Source organism: Duganella sp. CF402 (assembly GCF_900109645.1).
Taxonomy (GTDB): domain Bacteria; phylum Pseudomonadota; class Gammaproteobacteria; order Burkholderiales; family Burkholderiaceae_D; genus Rugamonas.
The window spans coordinates 111,016-130,077 of sequence record NZ_FOBG01000002.1; the positions used below are offsets into that span (position 1 = coordinate 111,016).

At 63.2% G+C, this 19,062-nt stretch carries 17 protein-coding genes; 1 reads left to right on the forward strand and 16 read right to left on the reverse strand.

Annotated features, from left to right (window positions below):
• Window positions 1–165 precede the first annotated feature (165 nt).
• Complete coding sequence (locus BMZ70_RS18535; RefSeq protein ID WP_092278156.1) at window positions 166–771, forward strand: hypothetical protein; 606 nt, start codon at window positions 166–168, stop codon at window positions 769–771.
• Here BMZ70_RS18535 and BMZ70_RS18540 read toward each other — a convergent pair.
• The 16 genes from BMZ70_RS18540 to gyrA all read right to left on the reverse strand — a co-directional run bounded on the left by BMZ70_RS18540 (window position 768) and on the right by gyrA (window position 18,928).
• Complete coding sequence (locus BMZ70_RS18540; protein ID WP_092278158.1) at window positions 768–2,084, reverse strand: MBL fold metallo-hydrolase; 1,317 nt, start codon at window positions 2,082–2,084, stop codon at window positions 768–770. The genes BMZ70_RS18535 and BMZ70_RS18540 overlap by 4 nt on opposite strands.
• Window position 2,085: 1 nt before the next feature.
• The gene (locus BMZ70_RS18545; protein ID WP_092278160.1) at window positions 2,086–3,447 is read right to left on the reverse strand and encodes a M20/M25/M40 family metallo-hydrolase; all 1,362 of its coding nucleotides are present in this window, start codon (window positions 3,445–3,447) and stop codon (window positions 2,086–2,088) included.
• A 62-nt stretch (window positions 3,448–3,509) separates the two neighbouring features.
• The gene (locus BMZ70_RS18550) at window positions 3,510–3,806 is read right to left on the reverse strand and encodes a ComEA family DNA-binding protein (RefSeq protein ID WP_092278162.1); all 297 of its coding nucleotides are present in this window, start codon (window positions 3,804–3,806) and stop codon (window positions 3,510–3,512) included.
• Window positions 3,807–3,897: 91 nt separating this feature from the next.
• Window positions 3,898–4,821 carry a D-glycero-beta-D-manno-heptose-7-phosphate kinase gene (gene rfaE1 / locus BMZ70_RS18555; protein WP_092278164.1) on the reverse strand — a complete coding sequence of 308 codons (924 nt, stop codon included), beginning with the start codon at window positions 4,819–4,821 and terminating at the stop codon, window positions 3,898–3,900.
• A 12-nt stretch (window positions 4,822–4,833) separates the two neighbouring features.
• Window positions 4,834–6,207 (reverse strand): UDP-glucose dehydrogenase family protein, encoded by a 1,374-nt coding sequence (locus tag BMZ70_RS18560; protein WP_092278166.1) that lies wholly within the window; start codon window positions 6,205–6,207, stop codon window positions 4,834–4,836.
• 118 nt (window positions 6,208–6,325) lie between these two features.
• Window positions 6,326–7,501: a lipopolysaccharide assembly protein LapB gene (lapB, locus tag BMZ70_RS18565; protein WP_092278168.1), complete on the reverse strand. Its 1,176-nt coding sequence runs from the start codon at window positions 7,499–7,501 to the stop codon at window positions 6,326–6,328.
• A 22-nt stretch (window positions 7,502–7,523) separates the two neighbouring features.
• Entirely contained in the window at window positions 7,524–7,826 is a 303-nt protein-coding gene (locus BMZ70_RS18570) for a LapA family protein (protein WP_092278170.1), read from the reverse strand.
• A gap of 107 nt (window positions 7,827–7,933) precedes the next feature.
• Window positions 7,934–8,239, reverse strand: coding sequence for an integration host factor subunit beta (locus BMZ70_RS18575; RefSeq protein WP_008446215.1), 306 nt, complete (start codon window positions 8,237–8,239; stop codon window positions 7,934–7,936).
• 10 nt (window positions 8,240–8,249) lie between these two features.
• Window positions 8,250–9,926: a 30S ribosomal protein S1 gene (rpsA, locus tag BMZ70_RS18580; protein WP_092278172.1), complete on the reverse strand. Its 1,677-nt coding sequence runs from the start codon at window positions 9,924–9,926 to the stop codon at window positions 8,250–8,252.
• Between the two features lie 77 nt (window positions 9,927–10,003).
• Window positions 10,004–10,672 (reverse strand): (d)CMP kinase, encoded by a 669-nt coding sequence (gene cmk, locus BMZ70_RS18585; protein ID WP_092278174.1) that lies wholly within the window; start codon window positions 10,670–10,672, stop codon window positions 10,004–10,006.
• Between the two features lie 5 nt (window positions 10,673–10,677).
• Window positions 10,678–11,994, reverse strand: coding sequence for a 3-phosphoshikimate 1-carboxyvinyltransferase (gene aroA / locus BMZ70_RS18590; RefSeq protein WP_092278176.1), 1,317 nt, complete (start codon window positions 11,992–11,994; stop codon window positions 10,678–10,680).
• A 1-nt stretch (window position 11,995) separates the two neighbouring features.
• The gene (locus tag BMZ70_RS18595) at window positions 11,996–12,913 is read right to left on the reverse strand and encodes a prephenate dehydrogenase (protein WP_175500804.1); all 918 of its coding nucleotides are present in this window, start codon (window positions 12,911–12,913) and stop codon (window positions 11,996–11,998) included.
• Window positions 12,913–14,025 carry a histidinol-phosphate transaminase gene (gene hisC / locus BMZ70_RS18600; RefSeq protein WP_092278178.1) on the reverse strand — a complete coding sequence of 371 codons (1,113 nt, stop codon included), beginning with the start codon at window positions 14,023–14,025 and terminating at the stop codon, window positions 12,913–12,915. Before hisC ends, BMZ70_RS18595 begins: the two co-directional genes overlap by 1 nt.
• Window positions 14,026–14,042: 17 nt before the next feature.
• Window positions 14,043–15,116 (reverse strand): prephenate dehydratase, encoded by a 1,074-nt coding sequence (pheA, locus tag BMZ70_RS18605; protein WP_092278180.1) that lies wholly within the window; start codon window positions 15,114–15,116, stop codon window positions 14,043–14,045.
• A gap of 2 nt (window positions 15,117–15,118) precedes the next feature.
• Complete coding sequence (gene serC, locus BMZ70_RS18610; protein ID WP_092278182.1) at window positions 15,119–16,207, reverse strand: 3-phosphoserine/phosphohydroxythreonine transaminase; 1,089 nt, start codon at window positions 16,205–16,207, stop codon at window positions 15,119–15,121.
• A gap of 90 nt (window positions 16,208–16,297) precedes the next feature.
• A complete protein-coding gene (gene gyrA / locus BMZ70_RS18615; protein ID WP_092278184.1) occupies window positions 16,298–18,928 on the reverse strand; it encodes a DNA gyrase subunit A in 2,631 nt (876 codons plus the stop codon).
• Window positions 18,929–19,062: the final 134 nt, after the last annotated feature.

Below are 19,062 nucleotides of genomic sequence, written 5' to 3' on the forward strand. Positions count from 1 at the left end.
TTGAGGACAGGGGTTGGTGGGGTGTCTGCCCCACCCTTGGCGGGAAACGTTCTCTTTTGCCTTTCTCTTTTTGTCTCTTTCTCTCTTTTTTGAACTCTTCCTGCGCACGCAGGTCCAAGAGACAGGAAGAGATAAAAAGAGAACGAAAGAGAAAGGAGAAAGAGAATGAATCCCGCCAAGGCAGTGCATGAGAGCCCGCCGCCTATACTCCCGGCAATTGTTTATGACGAGCTGCGCAGTTATTTGCGTGAGAGCGGCAGCACGCTGTCGCCAAGCGAAGCGCTGATCAAAGCGGTCCAGCTATGGATCGCCAAGAGCCGGGCCGATGCCCTTCCCGCGCGCGGCTATCAATGGAAACAACTATTCCTGCCCGAAGGCACGCGGATACGCCTGCGGGTCCGCGATTGCTGGCACACCGCCGCCATCGTTGGCGACGAATTGATCTACAAAGGCGATGCCATATCGCCGCATCAACTGGCCAAGCAGGTTGCCGGCGACGGTCGCAATGCCTGGCGTGAAATCTGGATACTGATGCCGGGCCAGAAACGCTGGATCAGTGCCGGCCAGTTGCGTGCGCAACTGAGCAGGCAAACCGCCGCTGCGCCAACTACGCCGGCCGAATCGATGAAGATCGCCGCCAAGGCCATGAGCGATGCACTCAGCACCGCGCTCACGCTGGTTGCCCATGCCAATGATCAGGCGCAGAACACATTGGAGCGCCGCCTGCCTAAATACCGCCGCGCGTGGGACACGTTGGAGGACGTAGACTAAGCGCCCTTGATGCGGGCCAGTTGCGCGGCCTGGTAGGCGGCGAAGGCGTTGTCGAACAGGGTGCGGATCAGCGGGTCGTCGACGATATCGGCATCCTCAGGCGCGCCTTCGATGCGCATGTACATGGAGGTCAGCGATTCGCCCAGCGCCAGGCCGGCGTACAGTTTGGCGGCAGGGATTTCGGTGCGCCACGTCGGCGCTTCTTCGTCGCCCATCGGCGCAATGCTATCGCCGTGGATGCGGTAGCGGTAGTGCTGCGCGACGCCTTCATGATCGTAGACGGACAGCTGCCACACGCACGGTGAGGCGAAGTAGCTGTCTTCCGGCAGCTCCATGTCCTCATAGCGCTCGATCAGGCCCGCGCGGCAGAACGCCTCTACCTGCGCGCTTTGTTCGTCGCTCAGCGCGGTGAAGTGGCGCGCGATGTCGGCGGTGGGCGGCGGCACGATGCCGGGATCGTATTCGTAGTCGACATTTTGATCGCCGACCGGTTGCACCCACGGCAGCGGTGCGGCGGCGCTCAGCGCATCGGCCGTCAGCTCCACCGCGACCGAGGGATTCAGGCGCACCACTTGCGCGGCCGGCAGCCATACGCCCACCGCTTCCGCAAAACGCTTGTAAGTGATCGGGAACATGGCGTGGTTGTACCACGACCACGGCTCCTGCCGGAACTGGCAGGAGCTGGGCACCACGTAGCGCGGCGCCAGCGCTTGCAGCTGCTCCGGCCACTCATCCGGCAGTTCGACCGGTCCACGCCCGGCCGCCGCTGCGCGCGATGGCGCAATCACGTCCACCTCGCGCATGGTCTGGAATGGCCACAGCACCATGTCCCACGGCGCGTAGGGCTTGAGCTGTTCCAGCGTTTCCGGATCCATCCACGAATCGACCACGTTGAGCACATTCAAACCTTCGGCGCGGATCTGGAACATCGAGTCCACATCCGCTTCCAGCGCGCGGCGCGGGATCACCTCAAAACCGCCCACCAGCACCGGCACGTCCAGCGTCAGCGGCCGCACATCGACGAAGCCCAGTTCGCGGATCATGGCGAACAGTTCGTCGAACAGGCAGTAGAGATAAATCGGCGTGGCGCGGTCCAGCAGGTCAAGGCTCTCCAGCGAGCAGTGATCGTCGTGGAAGTGCGAGATGAACACCGCATCCGGCCGCAGCGCCCTCACCTGCGCAAGGTCGAAGCGCACGTCCGGATACGCGTGGCAGTTGCGGCTGAACGGGTTCTCGAACACCGGGTCGAACACGATCTGCGTGCCGCCGCTTTCGAACACGTAGCCGGCGTGGAGGATGCGGGAAATCTTCATGTCAGCGCAGCGGCGTCGGATAGCTGGCCGGGCTGACGTTGCCATCCACATCAATCGCCTGCACGCCGAAGTACACATTGTCTTTCGACTGCGGCATGGTGTACTCGGTCACCTTGCCGACGAACTTCGCATGCTGCCAGTCCGCCGCCGTGGTATCGCGCCACACAATGCGATAGCCCGCCAGATCCGGCTCGCTGTTGGCCTGCCAAACCAGCTCGGTATCGTTCTGCAGCTTGGCGGTACGCACCTGCACCTTCTGCGGCGCGGCCGGCGCCAGCGCCAGCGACGACAGCGCCGCCGCATTCACGCGCGCCACCTTGGCGATGTAGTTGTAGTCGTTGTATTGCGGCAGATCGCCGATCAGCACACCGTTCTCGGTGCGGATGTTCTGGTGCTGGTGATTGAAGTCCTCGGCCGGCTCGGTGAAACGCAGGGCCGCGTAGCCGCGCTCCAGGAACGGCATGTGATCGCCGCCGCGCAGGTAGCGGTCGCGCCGCTGGATCACGTTGACTTTAAACTTCGGCACATAACGCTCGCCCGCTTCCTTCACCGCGCGCGCCAGCTGGCGCGACAGCGAATCGTTCTCGCCGCCGGTCTGGATCAGGGTGCGCACCACGTCGCTGTTCTCCTTCTGTACCGGCAGGCCTTCGGCGAACAGGCGCACTTGGGTGTCGTCCTTCTTGCCATGCTCGTCGCGCGAGCTGCCGATGATGTCGTTGGTGAACATGCCGGCGATGTTGAGGTTCTTCTGCTTGGCCTGCTCGGCCCAATGCGCCGCGCCCAGCAAGCCCTGCTCCTCGGCCGCCACCGTCATGAACACCAGCGTGGCGTCGAATTTGTACTTGGCCATCACGCAGGCCATCTCCATCACGGCGGCGGTGCCAGAGGCGTCGTCGTTGGCGCCCGGCGCGTCGCCCGTCGCGTCCATCACGTCGGTGTTGCGCGAATCATAGTGGCCGCTGACCACGTACATGCGCTGCGCCGACGCCTCCTGCGTGCCCGGCAGGGTCGCCACCACGTTGACGATCTCGGTCGGGCGGCTGATACGCGCGGAGACCGGCGCGATATGGCTGTCGAATTCCACCTGCAAGGCGGTACCGGCGCCGCAGCGCTCCAGCTCCGCCTTGATCCAGCGCCGCGCCGCGCCGATGCCTTCGGTCTCGGACACCGTGTCCGACATGGTGTGGCGGGTGCGGAAGCCCACCAGCTTGCGGATGGTCGCCTCGATGCGCGCAGGGGAAATTTGTTTGACGATCTGGTCGATCTGGGCCTGATGACGGTTGGTATCAGGTTCTGCGGCCATTGCCGGCGCTGCGATCAGCAGGGCCAGCGCAATGGGCGCCAACTGCGGTTTGAGCTGCATACAGCGGTCTCCGTGGTGAAGACCCGCAGCGTTGCACTGCGGGCCGTTGGAAAGCCACTATCTTACTTGCTGGCCTTGGCCGGCGCACCATCTTTCGACTTGCCGTTCACCTGCAGGCCGGCGGCGGACAGCTTGACCGCGTTCTTCTCGCCGATGCCCTTGACGCGCTGCTCGAAATCGGACCAGTCCTTGAACTCGCCCTTCTTGCGCTCTTCGAGGATGGCCTTGGTCTTGGCCGGCCCCAGGCCACGGATGCTATCGAGCGCGGCCGCATCGGCCTTGTTGACATCGACCTGCGCCCACGCGAAGGTCATGGTTGCCACCAGCGTCGCAACGGCCAGCAATAGTTTCTTGATCATCACAGTCTCCGTTAAAGTTAAGCAAGATGCGCCTATTCGCACCTTGATAGAGCACCTTAACGGAGCACGGCCATAGCGCCGTTGAGACAGATCAAGCGCCGAACAATTCCTCGTGCGTGACGGTGGCCGTCCCCAGCTTGCCGACCACGATGCCGCCGGCGCGGTTGGCGGTTTCCACCGCTTCCTGCCAGCCGGCGCCGGCGCCCAGCATGCACGCCATCGTCGCGATCACCGTGTCGCCGGCGCCGGAGACGTCGAACACCTCGCGCGCCTGCGCCGGGGTGTGATGCTGCGCGCCGTCGGTGTACAAGGTCATGCCCTCTTCCGAGCGGGTCAGCAGCAGCGCATCGAGTTTCAGTTCCGCGCGCAAGGCCTGCGCCTTGGCGGTCAGCTGCTCCTCGCTGTTCCACGAGCCGACGATGCGCTTGAATTCCGATTTGTTCGGCGTCAGCACGGTGGCGCCGGCGTAGCGCGAAAAGTCGTCGCCCTTCGGATCGACCATCACCACCTTGCCGGCCGCGCGCGCGGCGGCGATCATGTCGGCCACCGCCACCAGGCTGCCCTTGGCGTAGTCCGACAGCACAATCACATCGTAATCGGCCAGCAGCGCCTTGAACTGTTCCAGCTTGTCGCGCAGGACCGTATCGGTCGGCGCTTCCTCGAAGTCGATGCGCACCATCTGCTGCTGGCGGCCGATCACGCGCAGCTTGATGATGGTGGAAATCGCCTCGTCGCGTTTCAGGTAGCTGCGGATGCCGCCGCCGGCCAGCAGCGACGCCACTTCATCGCCCGCCTCGTCGTTGCCGACGATGCCCAGCAGGCCGGCCTGTGCGCCCAGCGCCGCCGCGTTGCGCGACACGTTGGCGGCGCCGCCGAGGCGCGCCTCGCGCTTCTCGATGCGCACCACCGGCACCGGTGCTTCCGGCGAAATGCGGCTCACATCGCCGAACCAGTAGCGGTCCAGCATCACGTCGCCGACCACCAGAATGCGGACTTGATCCAGATTTTTCGTCACGGTGCGGCCTCGTTAAGTGCGGGTCAGGATGGAACGGCCGATGCCGTGGTATTCAAACGCCGCTTCGGCCATCGCTTCCGGCTCGAACAGATTGCGGCCGTCGAAGATCACAGCCTGCTTGAGCGCCGCCTTGATGCGCGCGAAGTCCGGGCTGCGGAAGGCCTTCCACTCGGTGACGATCACCAGCGCTTCGGCGCCGGTCAGCGCGTCCATCGGGCTGTCGGCGAAGCGCACGCGCGCCAGCTCGTCGGCCGTCAGGTCGAGCGCCAGCACGCGCTGCGCTTCCGGCATGGCCACCGGATCGTACACCGCCAGCGTGGCGCCGGCGTCGATCAACTGGCGCACCAGCACGCGCGACGGCGCTTCGCGCATGTCGTCGGTATTCGGCTTGAAGGCCAGGCCCCACACGGCAAAGTGCTTGCCGCGCAAATCCTCGCCGAAGCGCTTGATGACCTTCTGGCCCAGCACCAGCTTTTGCTTGTCGTTGACCGCCTCCACCGCGCGCAGGATCAGCAAGTCCTGGTCGTACTGGCGTGCGGTGCGCTCCAGCGCCTGCACGTCTTTCGGGAAGCAGGAGCCGCCGTAGCCGGCGCCGGCGTACAGGAAGCTGTGGCCGATGCGCGGATCGGAACCGATACCGTGGCGCACCGCCTCGATGTCGACGCCGACGCGGTCGGCCAGGTTGGCCAGTTCGTTCATGAACGAGATGCGGGTGGCCAGCATCGAGTTGGCGGCGTACTTGGTGAACTCGGCCGAGCGCACGTCCATCCAGAAGGTGCGCTCGTGGTTGCGGTTGAACGGCGCGTACAGCTTCTTCATGATGGCGGCGGCCTTCTGGCCGTCGGCCGCGCTGTCATGGCCGATCACGATGCGGTCCGGGCGCATGAAGTCCTCGACCGCCGCGCCCTCTTTCAGGAATTCCGGATTCGACACCACCGAGAACGTGGCTTGGCCATTGGCGCCGCGCGCGGTCAACTCTTCCTGCAACGCCGCCTTGACGCGGTCACCGGTGCCCACCGGCACGGTCGACTTGTCGACGATGACCTTGAAGCCGGTCATGTGCTTGCCGATGTTGCGGGCGGCGGCCAGCACGTACTGCAGGTCGGCCGAGCCGTCTTCGTCGGGCGGCGTGCCGACCGCGATGAACTGCACCTCGCCATGCGCGACCGAGGCCGCGACATCGGTCGAAAACTGGATGCGGCCGGCCGCGCGGTTGCGCGCCACCACCTCGTCCAGGCCCGGCTCGTGGATCGGAATGCCGCCGCTGTTGAGCAGGTCGATCTTGCGCTGGTCAACGTCCAGGCAGAACACATCATTGCCCAGCTCCGCCAGGCAGGCGCCAGTGACCAGGCCGACGTAGCCGGTGCCGATAATAGTAATTTTCATAGCAGTAGCCTTTCAACCACCACCGTCGTCCCGGCGCAGGCCGGGACCCAATTGCACGCTGTCAGTACAGCACACTCAGCATGGATCCCGGCCTACGCCGGGATGACGGCGGCGCGGGTTAATTCATCACATTCAATTCTTCGGTGCGGCGCGGCGGGTAGGTTTCCCACTTGCTGCAGCCAGGGCACTGCCAGTAAAACTGGCGCGCCTTGAAGCCGCAGTGGCTGCACTGGTAGCGCGCCAGCTTCTGGGTGTAGCCGTGCACCAGGTTCTTCACCATCGACAGCTCCGGCACCACCGCCGCCGGCGCATCCATCAGGCGCGCCTCCAGGAACTTGTCCAGGCCCAGCAAGGTGGGCGTGCGGCGCAGCTGGTCGCTGACCAGTTGCTTGGCCGCTTCCACGCCATCCAGCTCCAGCACCGCCTTGTACACCACCTCCACCAGATCGATGGACGAGGCCTGCTCCAGGTAGGACTTCAGCAGGTTGACGCCTTCCTGCGGACGCCCGACCTTGCGGTAACCGTCCATCAGGCGCTGCGCCACCAGCGCCACGTGCGGCACGCTGATTTGCTCGACGCGGCGCCAGGTCAGCAGCGCGCCCTCCACATCGCCCTGCGCCAGCTGGGCATCGCCGGTCAGCAGGGTGGCGCGCACGTTGACGCGGTCGGCCTGCAGCGATTTCTCCAGCAGCGCCAGCGCTTCCTCCGGATGCAGGTGCACCAGCGCGTCCTGCGCCAGCTCGCAGTAGAACTGCGCGATTTCCTTCTGGCGCGAACCGGCGCCCGATTCCTGCAGGCCGATCGCCGCTTCGATCGCGCGCGGCCACTCCTTCTCGCGCTGGAAAATCTCCAGCAGCGCGCGCCGCGCCTGCGCCGAATAGGCGCCGTTGAGCAGCGTGTTGAAGGTTTCCTCGGCGCGGTCCAACAGGCCGGCCTTCAGGTAGTCCATGCCCAGCTCATACTGCGCATGCTCCTTCTGCTCCTGCGGCAGGTCGGGCCGCGCCAGCAGGTTCTGGTGCACGCGGATGGCGCGCTCGGTCTCGCCGCGCCGGCGGAACAGGTTACCGAGCGCGAAGTGCATCTCGGCCGATTCCGGGTCCAGCCGCACGATTTCGATAAAGGCGTCGACCGCCTTGTCGGGCTGCTCGTTGAGCAGGTGGTTCAAGCCCTTGTAATAGCCGCGCGGCAGGGTGCGCGATTCCGACAGCAGCTGGCGGATGTCGACCCGCGCCGCCACCCATCCAAGGCCGAAGAAAACCGGGATGCCCAGTAACCACCAGAGTTCAAATTCCATGCTGTGTACTTGTCGTTATTGTTTATTGTGTGTTGACGCTGTCCGGCTGCGGCTGCTGGTTCGCCTGCAGGGCCGACGCTTGCAGCGCGTGGAGGGTGGTCTTGTGTTTGTTCGCTTCGCGGCGGTGGCGGAACACGGTGGGCGTCAGCGCCAGCACGCCGAGCACGGCGCCGGCCACGAAAAAGCCCAGCAGCATCAGCACCAGCGGGCCACGCAGCTCGTAGTGCAGGAACAGTTGCAGATCGACTTCCTGCGAGTTCTTCAGCGCGAAGCCGAAAAACAAGACAAAGATGACGAAGCCTATGAAGGTGGAGATGAATCTCATCAGCCGGTGTCCTGTGGTGTAGTTCCGAGAGCGCCAGTATCGCACCTCGGGCAACAAAAAAAAAGCGGCATCCCGAAGGACGCCGCTTTGTTTAACTATTGAATGCTTCAGTCCTCGATGATCGGTTGCCCGACCATCGCGTCAACCCGCTCGCGCAACTGCTTGCCCGGCTTGAAGTGCGGCACCCGTTTTTCCGGCACCATCACCTTGTCGCCCGACTTCGGATTGCGTCCGATGCGCGGCGGCCGGCTGTTGAGGGCAAAGCTGCCAAAACCGCGGATCTCGATGCGCTGACCGGTCGCCAGGGCGTTGGTCATCGCATCCAGAATGGTCTTGACGGCATATTCCGCATCCTTGGCCACCAGCTGAGAATAACGCTCAGCCAGGCGGTTGATCAGTTCGGACTTAGTCATCGACTAGTTCTTAGTTCTTGTTGTCCAGCTTGGCTTTCAGCAGTGCGCCCAGGCTGGTGGTGCCCGAAGCGGCGCTGCTGTCCGAAGCGATGTTTTTCATCGCTTCAGCGGTGTCAGCCGAGTCTTTCGCTTTGATCGACAGCTGGATCGAACGTGCTTTACGGTCGATGTTGATCACCAGAGCTTCGACGGAGTCGCCGACTTTCAGGTGGGTGCCAGCATCTTCCACGCGGTCACGCGAGATTTCCGAAGCGCGCAGGTAGCCTTCAACTTCTTCCGACAGTTGGATCACGGCGCCTTTAGGCTCCACCGATTTCACGGTGCCGGTCACCAGCGAACCTTTGTCGTTCATGGCGGCGAAGTTGTTGAATGGATCACCTTCCAGTTGCTTCACGCCCAGCGAAACGCGCTCGCGCTCCACGTCGATGGCCAGCACCACGGCTTCCAGTTCGTCACCTTTCTTGAACTTGCGTACGGCTTCTTCGCCGGACTCGGTCCACGACAGGTCGGACAGGTGTACCAGGCCGTCGATGTTGCCGGCCAGGCCGATGAACACGCCGAAGTCGGTGATCGATTTGATCGCGCCACGGACTTTATCGCCCTTCTTGTGGGTCACGCCGAAGTCGTCCCAAGGATTGGCTTTGCACTGTTTCATGCCCAGCGAGATACGGCGACGCTCTTCGTCGATCTCCAGAACCATCACTTCTACTTCGTCGCCCAGCTGGACCACTTTGTTAGGAGCGACGTTTTTGTTGGTCCAGTCCATTTCCGACACGTGCACCAGGCCTTCGATGCCTTGTTCAACTTCAACGAACGCACCGTAGTCGGTCAGGTTGGTGACTTTACCGAACAGGCGGGTGCCTTGTGGGTAGCGACGCGACAGGCCGGTCCAAGGATCGTCGCCCAGTTGCTTCACGCCCAGCGAAACACGGTTCTTCTCTTGATCGTATTTCAGGACTTTCGCGGTGATCTCTTGACCCACGGTCAGCACTTCCGATGGGTGACGCACACGACGCCATGCCAGGTCGGTGATGTGCAGCAGGCCGTCGATGCCGCCCAGATCCACGAACGCGCCGTAGTCGGTGATGTTTTTCACAACGCCGGTCACCACGGTGCCTTCTTTCAGCGTTTCCATCAGTTTCTGACGCTCTTCGCCCATCGAAGCTTCGATCACGGCGCGACGCGACAGCACCACGTTGTTACGCTTGCGGTCCAGTTTGATAACTTTGAATTCGAGGGTTTTGCCTTCGAATGGGGTGGTGTCTTTGACTGGACGGGTGTCCACCAGCGAACCTGGCAGGAAGGCACGGATGCCGTTGGTCAGCACGGTCAGGCCGCCCTTGACTTTGCCGTTCACGGTGCCGACCACGATCTCGCCCGACTCCATTGCTTTTTCCAGTGCCAGCCACGACGCCAGACGCTTGGCTTTGTCGCGCGACAGGATGGTATCGCCGAAACCATTTTCCAGCGATTCGATGGCCACGGAAACGAAGTCACCTACTTTGACTTCCAGTTCGCCTTGGTCATTCTTGAATTCTTCAACAGGGATGAATGCTTCCGATTTCAGGCCGGCGTTGACGATCACGAAGTTGTGATCCAGACGAACGACTTCAGCCGAGATCACTTCGCCCGAACGCATGTCTTGACGCGACAGGGATTCTTCGAAGAGGGCTGCAAAACTTTCCATATTAGACATTGTGTTTCCAGGTTGCCAGCAAGGCTCGCGGTATGCGACTTCAACTGGGTTAGGTTGATAAAGTGGTATTACTTTACGACCGAGGCGTACCATGCCAACACCTGATCGACCGCTTGATCAGCGTTCATTTCAGAGGTGTCGAGCACCAGTGCGCCTTCCGCTGGGGCCAGCGGCGCGATGGTCCGGTTTGTATCCCGATCGTCCCGCGCCTGCAAATCCACCAGTAGGTCTTGCATATTAGCAGAAAATCCCTTGTCGATCAATTGCTTATAGCGGCGCTCGGCGCGGGCCTGGACCGAGGCCGTCAAAAACACCTTGAGCGCGGCGTGCGGGAAGATCACCGAGCCCATGTCGCGGCCATCCGCCACCAGCCCCGGCGCCTTGCGGAAACCCAGCTGCAGCCCCACCAGCGCGTGGCGCACGGCCGGGAACGTGGCGATCTTGGAGGCGGTGTTGCCGACCTCTTCGGCGCGGATGGCGTCACTGACGTTTTCCTGCGACAAGATGATGTCGCCGCCCTGGAAACTGCACTGCAAGTGTTCGGCCAGCTTGGCCAGCGCGTGCTCGTCGGTCAGATCGGTGCCGCGGCGCAAGGCCGACAGCGCGGTCAAACGGTACAGGGCGCCCGAGTCCAGGTAATGGAAGCCGAGCTTATCGGCAACGCGATGTGCGACCGTGCCCTTGCCGGATGCGGTAGGGCCGTCGATGGTGATGACTGGAATCTGGGATGTTGGCATATTCTTTATTTTGCTATTTCGGCAAACGCCTTGAAGTATTCAGGGAAAGTCTTGTTGACGCATTTAGGATCGTTGATGCGTACCGCCGCGCCCTTGCGCAGCGCGCCGTCCAGCGCGGTCAGCGAGAAGCACATGGCCATGCGGTGGTCGTCGTAGGTATCAATGGTAGCAGGCGTCAGCGCGGCCGGCGGCGTGACCTTGATGTAGTCCGGCCCCTCCTCCACGATGGCGCCGACCTTGCGCAGTTCGGCCGCCATCGCGGCGATGCGGTCGGTTTCCTTGACGCGCCAGCTGGCGATATTGCGCAGCGTCGACGGGCCGTCGGCGTACAGCGCGGCCACAGCGATGGTCATGGCGGCGTCCGGGATGTGATTGAAATCGGCGTCGATGGCCTTCAGCGGACCATTGGCGCGCGCCTCGATCCAGTTGTCGCCCATCGTGATCTGCGCGCCCATCTGCTCCAGCGCGGCGGCAAAGCGCACGTCGCCCTGGATCGAATCCTTGCCCACGCCTTCCACCCGCACCGGGCCGCCGGCAATCGCGCCGGCCGCCAGGAAGTACGACGCCGACGACGCATCGCCCTCGACGTGGATGGTGCCCGGCGACTGGTAGACCTGGCCCGGCTGGATGGTGAACGACTCCCAGCCGTTCTGCTCGACCTTGACGCCAAAGCGGCGGATCAGGTTCAGCGTGATCTCGATGTACGGCTTGGAAATCAGCTCGCCGATGACGTCGATGGTGATCGCGTGGTCCTTGGCCATCAACGGCGCCACCATCAGCAGCGCGGTCAGGAACTGGCTCGACACGTCACCGCGCACCGACAGGCGCTCGGTGGTGATCTTGCCCCGCTTGATGTGCAGCGGCGGGAAGCCCGGATTGCCGGTGTATTCGACATTGGTGCCGGCGGCGTTGAGGGCGTCGACCAGATCGCCGATCGGGCGCTCGTGCATGCGCGGCACACCGTGCAGCGTGTAGTCGCCGCCGATCACGGCCAGCGCGGCGGTCAGCGGGCGGATCGCGGTGCCGGCGTTGCCCATGAACAGATCGGCCGACTTATTCGGCAGCACGCCGGCCACGCCGGTGACGTGGTGGACAGTGCCGGCGGCGGTTTTCTCTTCGGTCCATTGGACGCCGAGGGCGCGCAGCGCGGCCAGCATCACGGCGGTGTCGTCGGAGGCCAGCAGGTCAACGATGGCCACCTGCCCTTGCGACAGCGCCGACAGCAGCAGGATGCGATTGGAGATGGACTTGGAGCCCGGCAGGCGCACCGCGCCTTCAACGTGGGCGACCGTTTGCAGGTCGAGGAATTCGTGGGTAGTCATATTAGTCTGCTTTATCTTGCGATGGCGGCGCTTCGGCCGTTTCAATCGCGGTTATCCATTGGTGGCGGGCGTGCTGGGCGTTGCTGTAGACGCGCTCCAAACCGGCGCCGTCGCCGGAGGCCAGTTGCGCGCGCAGTGCGGTCAGTTGCGCCATGTAGGCATCCAGTTCCACCAGCAGGGCCGATTGGTTGGCCAGGCTGATGTCGCGCCACATCTCCGGCGACGAGCCGGCGATGCGGGTGAAGTCGCGGAAACCGCTGGCGGCGTACTGGAACAGCAGGTCGGCGTGCGGTTTCCTGGCGATGTCGTCCACCAGCGCGTAGGCCAGCAGGTGCGGCAGATGGCTCACCGCAGCGAAGACCTTGTCGTGCTCCTCTGGCGTCAGGCGGTGGATGATGGCGTCGCAGGCGCGCCATGCGGCCGCCACGCGTTCCACGTCAGCCTCCGTATTCTCGGCCAGCGCGGTGATCACCACCTTCTTGCCGACATACAGATTGTCGATGGCCGCATCCGGGCCGTTGGTTTCGCGGCCGGCGATCGGATGGCCCGGCACGAACTGCGCGACCTTGTCGCCCAGTGCACGGCGCGCGGCAGCCACCACGTCGGACTTGGTGCTGCCCGCATCGGTCACCACCGTGCCGGCTTGCAGATGCGGCGCAATCGCCGCCAGGATCGTCTCGGTCTGCGCCACCGGTGCGGCCAGCAGCACCAGCTCCGCGCCTTGCAGCGCCTCGGCTAGCGAGGCCTGTTCGCCAGCGACGCCGATGGCGTCAACGATGCCCAGCTCCAGCGCGCGCGCCATCGATGCGGCCGAGCGGCCGACACCAACGATCTGCCGCACGGCGCCAGCCTTCTTCAGCGAGCGCGCGAACGAGCCGCCGATCAGGCCTACGCCAAAAATAACGACTTTGTTCAGCATTACTCCGCCAATGCTTTCGCCAACGCCGCGATGAAGACCGCATTCTCCTGCGGCAGGCCGATGGAAATACGCAGCCACTCCGGCAGGCCGTAGTTGCCGACCGGGCGCACAATCACGCCCTGCTTCAGCAGCGACAAGTTCACGCGCGCGCCAGCACCAGCATCGCTGCCCACTTTCACCAGCACGAAGTTACCGTAGGACGGCACATACTCAAGGCCCATCTGCTCGAACGCTTCCACAAACTGCTGGTAGCCAGCCGCATTATTGGCCGCGCTCTGCGCCAGGAATTCCTTGTCGTTCAGCGCCGCAATGGCCGCTGCCTGCGCCAGCGAGTTCACATTGAACGGCTGGCGAATACGGTTCATCAGATCCGTCAACGCCGGCTGCGCAATCGCGAAGCCCACGCGCAGGCCTGCCAAACCGTACGCTTTCGAGAAGGTACGCGATACCAGCAGGTTAGGATACTTCTTCACCCATTCCGCCGACTCGAACTGATGCTCGGCCGCGAGGAATTCGTTGTAAGCCTCATCCAGCACCACCACCACGTGCGCCGGCACCTTGGCGATGAACGCCTCGATCTCCGCCGCCGGGATAAACGTGCCGGTCGGGTTGTTCGGATTGGCGACGAACACCAGACGCGTATCGTCGCGAATCGCCGCCAGCATCGCCGGCAGGTCGTGGCCGTGCGCCTTGGCCGGCACCACGATGTGCTGCGCGCCGACGCCCTGCGTCGCCAGCGCATACACCGCAAACGAATACTGCGCATACACGATCGACTGGCCGCGCTCCACAAATGCATGCGCGGCGATTTCCAGAATGTCGTTGGAGCCGTTGCCCAGCGTGATCCAGTCAGCCGGCACGTCGTAGCGCTTGGCCAGCGCGCCTTTCAGATCGAAGCCGTTGGCGTCCGGGTAGCGACCCAGTTCCGCCACTGCCTCGGTCATGGCCTGCCTGGCCGATTCCGGCACGCCGAACGGATTCTCGTTCGATGCCAGCTTCACAATGCTCGCCTCATCAAGGCCGAATTCGCGCGCAACTTCCGAAATTGGTTTGCCTGCCTGGTATGGTGCGATGGCGCGGACGTATTCCGGGCCGTAGTTCTTGCTGCTCATGTTCTCTCTCTTCGAAATCAGGTCAGGCTGACCGGGTAGGAACCCAGCACCTTGAAGAATGCGGCATTGCCTTGCAGCTCATCGAGCGCCTTGGCAACGGCGGGATCCTGCACATGGCCTTCGACGTCGACGTAGAAGTAGTACTCCCACGTGCCGGTGCGCGCCGGACGCGACTCAAAGCGCGTCATCGATACGCCGTGCTGCGCCAGCGACCCAAGCAGGCGATAGATCGAGCCCGCCTTGTGCGGCGCCGCCAGCGCCAGCGAGGTGCGATCCTCGCCCGACGGGCCGGCCTGCAGCGAGCCAATCACGGCAAAGCGCGTGCGGTTCGACGGGTCGTCCTGAATATTGGCCTTGACCGTGCCCAGGCTGTAACGCACGCCGGCGCGCTCGCCGGCGATGGCCGCCAGCGTGTGATCGTCACGCGCCATGCGCGCCGCCTCGGCATTCGACGACACCGCGCGGCGCTCCAGGTCCGGATAGTTATTGTTCAACCAGATCTGGCACTGCGCCAACGCCTGCGCGTGGGCGCAGATGGCGGTGATGCCTTCCATATTGCCGGTGCCGGTCAACAGGCTGTGACGCACGGCGATGGAGACCTCGCCGCTGATGGTCAGCGGCGTATGCAGCAGCAGGTCCAGCGTGCGGCCGATGGCGCCTTCGGTCGAATTCTCGACCGGCACCACGCCGAATTCCGCCGTCCCCGCCTCGGTGGCGCGGAACACTTCATCGATCGAGGAGCAAGGCAGCACATCGACGGCGGTGCCGAACTGCTGGTACACCGCCTGCTCGCTGTAGGTGCCGGCCGGGCCGAGGAAGGCCACGGTCACGCGCTTCTCCAGCGAACGGCAGGCGGACATGATTTCGCGCCAGATGGTTTGCAGCTCGCTGTTGCCCATCGGACCGGGATTGCGATCCGCCACGCCGCGCAGCACTTGCGCTTCGCGTTCAGGGCGGAACACCGGGGCGCCGGTTTCGGCTTTCACGTGACCGACTTCCTGCGCCACTTTGGCGCGCTGGTTCAGCAGGTCCAGGATTTGCGCGTCGATCGAATCGATCTGTTCGCGCAATGGTTTGAGTTTGTCGTTCATGGTTATCGGCCAGCGAATTCGTTCAAGTAGTCTACGAGCGCTTGCACGCCCTCGATAGGCATCGCGTTGTAGATCGATGCGCGCATACCGCCGACGGACTTGTGGCCCTTCAGTTGCAGCAGGCCGCGCGCTTTGGCGCCGGCCAGGAATGCTTCGTTCTTGCTTTCGTCCTTCAGGTAGAAGGGCACGTTCATGCGCGAGCGGTTGGCCGGCGCAACACGGTTCTGGTAAAAATCATCGGCGTCCAGCGCCGCGTACAGCAGGTCGGCCTTGGCTTTGGCGCGCTTCTCCATCTCGGCCACGCCGCCCTGCTGCTTCAGCCACTGGAACACCAGGCCGGCGATGTAGATGCCATAGGTCGGCGGCGTGTTGTACATCGATTCGTTGTCGGCCACCAGCTTGAAGTCGAACGCCGACGGGCATACCGGCAGCGCCTTGCCCAGCAGGTCGTCGCGGATGATGACGATGGTGACGCCGGCCGGGCCGATGTTCTTTTGCGCGCCAGCGAAGATCACGCCGTACTTGGCGACGTCGATCACGCGCGACAGGATGTGCGACGACATGTCGGCCACCAGTACGCGGCCGGCGAAGCGCGGATCATTGAAGTCCGGCTGGTACTCAACACCGTCGATGGTCTCGTTGGTGCACATATGCAGATACGCCGCGCCTGGCGCAGGCGTCAGCTGCCACTCGGCTTGCGCCGGCACCGCAGTGGTGTTGGAAGCGGCAGTATTCACCTTGGCGTATTTGCCGGCTTCCTTGATGGACTTGGCCGACCACGAACCGGTGTGAATGAAATCGATGGTTGCACCTTCAGGCTTGTGGCCCAGCAGGTTCAACGGAATCAGGGCGTTCTGCGACAGACCGCCGCCCTGCATGAACAAGATCTTGTAATTGTCCGGTACTGCCAGCAACTCGCGCAGATCGCGCTCGGCTGCCTTGTAAATCGACATAAACTCCGGTCCGCGGTGGCTCATCTCCATCACCGACATGCCGCTGCCGTGCCAGTCCAGCATTTCGGCAGCAGCTTGCGCCAGCACTTCCTTCGGCAGCACCGCAGGGCCGGCGGAGAAGTTAAAGATTTGAGTCATTGCGTTCCTTAAAAAATAAAAACGGGGCCAATGCTATTGACGCTGAATCACGCAATAGCCTTGGCCCCGCTGGCTCAGTACTCCGAGCGTTTACTCAGTAGCCGAATCCGGGCCCGGTTCCAGCTCTACTTCATCGATATCGGTTTCCACCACGCGCTGCAGGCCGGACAGCTTGGTGCCGTCTTCCACGGCGATCAGGGTCACACCCTGGGTCGCGCGGCCCATCTCGCGGATTTCCGACACGCGGGTGCGAATCAGCACGCCGCCGGTGGTGATCAGCATGATCTCGTCGGTCGAATCGACCAGCGTGGCCGCCACCACCTTGCCGTTACGCTCGGAGGTCTGGATCGCGATCATGCCCTTGGTGCCACGACCATGACGGGTGTACTCGACGATCGGAGTACGCTTGCCGAAACCGTTCTCGGTTGCGGTCAGCACCGACTGCTGCTCGTTCTCGGCCACCAGCAGCGCGATCACACGCTGGCCTTCGTCCAAGTTCATGCCGCGCACGCCGCGAGCATTACGGCCCATCGGACGCACGTCGTTCTCGTCGAAGCGCACTGCCTTGCCGGCGTCGGAGAACAGCATCACATCGTGTTCGCCATCGGTCAGCGCGGCGCCGATCAGGAAGTCGCCCTCGTCCAGGTCGACCGCGATAATGCCGGCCTTGCGCGGATTGCTGAAGTCTTTCAGCGGCGTCTTCTTCACGGTGCCCAGGCTGGTCGACATGAACACGTAGTGGTCTTCCGGGAAGGTGCGGTTCTCGCCCGACAGCGGCAGGATGACCGTGATCTTCTCGTTGTCCGCCAGCGGGAACATGTTGACGATCGGCTTGCCGCGCGAATTGCGCGAGCCTTGCGGCACTTCCCACACCTTCAGCCAGTACAGGCGGCCACGGTTGGAGAAGCACAGGATGTAATCGTGCGTGTTGGCGATGAACAGCTGGTCGATCCAGTCTTCATCCTTGGTCGCCATTGCCTGCTTGCCACGGCCACCGCGTTTCTGCGCGCGGTATTCGCTGATCGGCTGCGCCTTCATGTAACCGGTGTGCGACAGGGTCACCACCATGTCTTGCGGCGTGATCAGGTCTTCGGTATTCAGGTCGCTGGCGTTGTGTTCGATGTTGGAGCGGCGCGGATCCTTGGTTGGATCGCCGAATTCGCCCACCATCGAGGTCATCTCGTCGGTGATGATGGTGGTCACGCGGGCCGGCTTGGACAGGATGTCCAGCAGGTCGGCGATTTCGGCCATCACATCCTTGTACTCGTTGACGATCTTGTCCTGTTCCAGACCAGTCAGGCGTTGCAGACGCATTTGCAGGATTTCCTGCGCCTGGTCGTCGGACAGCTTGTACAGGCCGTCTTGCTGCATGCCGTAGTGCTTAGGCAGGTGCTCCGGACGGAAGGCGTCGATGCCGCCGATGGTGTCGCCTTCGCCGGTACGGGCCAGCATCTCGCGCACCAGCGACGAATCCCACGATTTTTCCATCAGGGCGGTCTTCGCCACCGGCGGCGTCGGGGCGGCCTTGATGATGGCGATGAACTCGTCGATGTTGGCCAGTGCAACCGCCAGGCCTTCCAGCACGTGGCCGCGTTCGCGCGCCTTGCGCAGTTCGAACACGGTACGGCGCGTCACCACTTCGCGGCGGTGCGACAGGAAGCACGACAGCATTTCCTTCAGGTTCAGCAGGCGCGGCTGGCCGTCGACCAGCGCCACCATGTTCATGCCGAAGGTGTCTTGCAGCTGGGTTTGCTTGTACAGGTTGTTCAGCACCACTTCCGGTACTTCGCCGCGTTTCAGCTCGATCACCACGCGCATGCCCGATTTGTCGGACTCGTCGCGGATGTCGGAAATGCCTTCGAGCTTCTTGTCGCGCACGTTTTCGGCGATGCGTTCCAGCAGCGATTTCTTGTTGACCTGGTACGGCAGCTCGTCAACGATGATGGCGGTGCGGCCGCCGTCCTTGCCGTATTCCTCGTAGTGGGTCTTGGCGCGCATCACCACGCGGCCACGGCCGGTGCGGTAGCCGTCGCGCACGCCCGACACGCCGTAAATGGTGCCACCGGTCGGGAAGTCCGGCGCCGGGATCAGTTCGATCAGCTCGTCGATCGTGCAGTCCGGGTTGTTCAGCACGTGCAGCGCGCCGGCAATCACTTCATGCAGGTTGTGCGGCGGAATGTTGGTCGCCATCCCCACCGCGATACCGGAGGAACCGTTGATCAGCAGGTTGGGAATGCGGGTCGGCAGGACGGTCGGTTCTTTTTCCTTGCCGTCATAGTTGGGCTGGAAGTCGACCGTGTCCTTGTCGATGTCGGCCAGCAGTTCGCTGGAAATCTTGTCGAGACGGCACTCGGTGTAACGCATGGCCGCCGCGCCGTCGCCGTCGACCGAGCCGAAGTTGCCCTGGCCGTCGACCAGCATGTAGCGCAGCGAGAAGTCCTGCGCCATACGCACCAGCGTGTCGTAAATCGAGGCGTCGCCGTGCGGGTGGTACTTACCCATCGTCTCGCCCACCACACGGGCGCACTTGACGTAAGGACGGTTCCACACGTTGTTCATTTCGTGCATCGAGTACAGGACGCGGCGGTGTACAGGCTTCAGGCCGTCACGCACATCCGGCAAGGCGCGGCCGACGATCACGCTCATGGCGTAATCGAGGTAGCTCTTGCGCATCTCTTCTTCGAGGGAAATCGGGATTGTTTCTTTTGCGAATTGATCCATTGGCCGGTCGTTTTACTGTGGTTTATTGAGCCTCTCCCAAGGGATAGGCAAGCGTACGATTTTAGCATGGGCGCACGGCAACTAGCGGAAATCCGCAGCAGCCCAGCGTTCATGCGGTGTCACGCCCGTGTGGC